Raw genomic sequence first — 2,905 nt, forward strand, 5'->3', positions numbered from 1 at the left:
AAAGTTGGGATGCTAATAGGGATCCGTTTAGGAATTCTGGGAACAGGGAACAGGGAGTAGGGAGTAGGGAGTAGGGAGTAGGGAGTAGGGAGTAGGGAGTTTTGTAGGGTGGGCAAGGGGAAATCAATGGGAGCGGTTGGGTTGACGAATCACCTTGCCCACCAGGATTAACTGTGGGTAGCTTGGCTTTTTGGTGGGCAAAAGTCCTAGAGTTTTCAGTACAGCTTATCTGTGATCACCTCTTGCCCACCCTACAGGGTCTTAAAGATTTTTAAGGGAGGTGATCCGCTGTTCCCTGTTCCGGTGATCCGCTGTTCCCTTTGCTATAGCAACCCATTCTAGATTGAGTAAAGTACTAAGCCGAAAATTCCAGCAATCGGGATAATCAACAGCACCTTCACGCGGAACCGCCACATGGCAACTAAGGCTGCGGCAAAGATCACCAGGCTGCCAACATGAAATTCAGCACTCCCAGCTACTACAATAGCAGCGGTAATGATCATGCCAATCACGGCAGGACGAATTCCTGTGAGCGCCGCCTGAATGACTGTAGATTCTTTGATATGTTTCAATAAGTGGGAACAGGTTACCATCAGCAGTCCTGGTGGTAAGAAAATCCCTACTGTTGCTACTATTGCTCCCGAAATCCCTTTCACCACATAACCGATGAAGGCAGCGCTGATCAGAATTGGTCCAGGAGTAATTTGCCCGATTGCGATCGCATTAGCAAATTCTGTCTGAGTCACCCAACCATAAGTATTCACTACCACTTCTTGAATCAGGGGAATGAACACGTAGCCTCCACCAAATAGCATCAGGCTCATTCCGGAAAATGTCACGAATAGTTTCCCGAGGCTGGTTTCCCCCAAAAAGGGTAGGGGAATCAGAGAAAGCAACAGAAAACTCAGGAGGATCACGAAGGTGACTGAGAGCTTCAGCCAGGAAATCCCCTCAATTGACTCCTGAATCGGTTGAGCTTGAGAACTCTCCTGTCCCGACTGCTTAGTGTCACGTAACCAAAACCATCCTAGCAATCCAGAACCCACCACCACTAGCACAGTAATGTAGAATCCTCCTACTACCTTGAGTAGGACTGCCGCTATTAAAGCAATCAGTAGTTCCCGCCAGCCTTTGATCGCTTTTTTGCTCATGCGCCTGGCGGCACTCAAGATAATCGCCGCCACCGCAGGAATAAATCCCGCAAAGGCTTTTTGAAGTGCTGGAATTTCCCCGGCCTGGAGATAAGCAATGGTTAGACCAATTACCAGAATAAAAGAAGGGAGCAACACACCGATGGCACTGACTACAGCCCCATTAGTCCTCCCCAAGCGATAGCCCACATAGGCTACTACATTAGCAGCAACTGGACCAGGTAAAACAGTGGCTAAGGAAATGCTGTCTAGCATATCTTCATGGGTGAGGAGTTTGTTCCGCCGCACCATCCGATTCTCCACCACGGAAATCAGAGCCATGAAACCGCCAAAGGCTGTACTTCCGATCTTGAAAAAGTTCCAGAACAGAAACCAAAGGGATACCGACTCGGAATTTGCCGAGTTTACATGCAGTTTTTTTAACATAGTCAGTTCTTTAAGCCACTACGGTCTGACGTGCTTTAATCTCTTTGAGCAGAGTGGCTTGGCGATCCCGTCGCTTTAAGTCCTCAGGATCCATCGTTTGGCGTGCCTCTGCTTTTAAGCTTTGGTTAATCGCATTAAATTTAGCGATCGCACTGCTGCTGAATTTGATTTCTTTGCCTTTAAGAATTCCAACCCGTTCGTAACCGAGAGCATCAAGTACATCTCCCGCCACCAATTCAAAAATCAGGATTTCCTCATCCGTAGCTTCCTGGAGAAACTTCTTAGTGTTTTGCTTAATTACAGGTTGCGTGACATTACTCCATAGGGAGCTAGAAGTGGCAGCATTCGAGGCTTCCTGGGATTGATGGAAATCCAGAATCTCAGGAGTATAGTGGACGCCAAGAAAATTACACAGATCCTGCAGGGTAGTCTCAGGAGAGCTGATTAGGGTTTCATAACTGATACTGAAAAACCTCTCGGGACTTAGGCGAGAGCGCATCTGGAGTGCTAAACCCTGGGCTTTTGCCCATTCTTGAGCAATATGGTAGAAGTGCTTTTCCCCAACCACTGCCTTTTTAAAAGAAACCGCCACATCTCGACCATCCCGGTACAAATAGATAAATTTAGCGTTTTCCAAGTAAGCGGTAATCTCTGGCAGGTAGTAAACGTTGGCTAAACTTTTGCAACACCATTGCTGTGCTCCCCAAGTTTGTGCCATAATATCGTAAACAGAGGCAAATATCGCCACCAAAGACCGCTCTCGGCAAAGGGAAATGACTTCCTTTGTATCTAAATTCACACCCTCCCAAGGAACGGGATTGAGTTCCACTAAACGACACACATCATTGACTAAGAGGGTAAAGGTGTCCGTTTGACTCAAATCCCCATAGCTAGGTAGTAATGGCATCATCCGCTGCAATATGTGAGGGGAGTGGGGAGCAGCGAGATCACCAATCTGATTCAACATCAGGCGCAATAAATTAGAGCCTGAGCGTTGGGTGCCGATCATAAAAATAGACATAACTTTGAGCTATCCTCATCACTGAATTCCAATTGCTGACCTTGATCACCGATTAAGTAGAAGCAGCCATCAGAAAACGTTGTGGTTGCAATGCACCACAATAAAAGCTTGGTCTTCACCAAACCAACTCTCCCTAGCTGTGAGTGGAGCGGTGTCTAGCTGACTAACCGTAAGCATTCAGCTATTAGCATTCAGCTATCAGCATTCAGCTATCAGCATTCAGATATCAGCATTCAGATATCAGCATTCAGATATCAGCATTCAGATATCAGCATTCAGCTATCAGCATTCAGCTTATGAGCTACGT

General features: G+C 46.9%; 2 protein-coding genes. Both read right to left on the reverse strand.

Annotated features, from left to right (window positions below; all coding sequences use genetic code 11):
* Nucleotides 1–338 precede the first annotated feature (338 nt).
* Nucleotides 339–1,577 (reverse strand): chromate efflux transporter, encoded by a 1,239-nt coding sequence (chrA, locus tag F6K20_RS32290; RefSeq protein ID WP_008188210.1) that lies wholly within the window; start codon nt 1,575–1,577, stop codon nt 339–341.
* Nucleotides 1,578–1,587: 10 nt separating this feature from the next.
* On the reverse strand, nt 1,588–2,598 hold the full coding sequence (locus tag F6K20_RS32295) for a sulfotransferase family protein (protein ID WP_044494777.1): 1,011 nt from the start codon (nt 2,596–2,598) through the stop codon (nt 1,588–1,590).
* Nucleotides 2,599–2,905: the final 307 nt, after the last annotated feature.

The sequence above is a fragment of the Moorena sp. SIO2C4 genome, from assembly GCF_010672485.1.
In the GTDB taxonomy this organism is placed as follows: Bacteria; Cyanobacteriota; Cyanobacteriia; order Cyanobacteriales; family Coleofasciculaceae; genus Moorena; species Moorena producens.

Excerpts from the sequence above, each read along its gene's own strand:
- chrA (WP_008188210.1), bottom strand. The coding sequence starts at position 1,577 with ATGTTAAAAAAACTGCATGTAAACTCGGCAAATTCCGAGTCGGTATCC.
- F6K20_RS32295 (WP_044494777.1), bottom strand. The coding sequence starts at position 2,598 with ATGTCTATTTTTATGATCGGCACCCAACGCTCAGGCTCTAATTTATTG.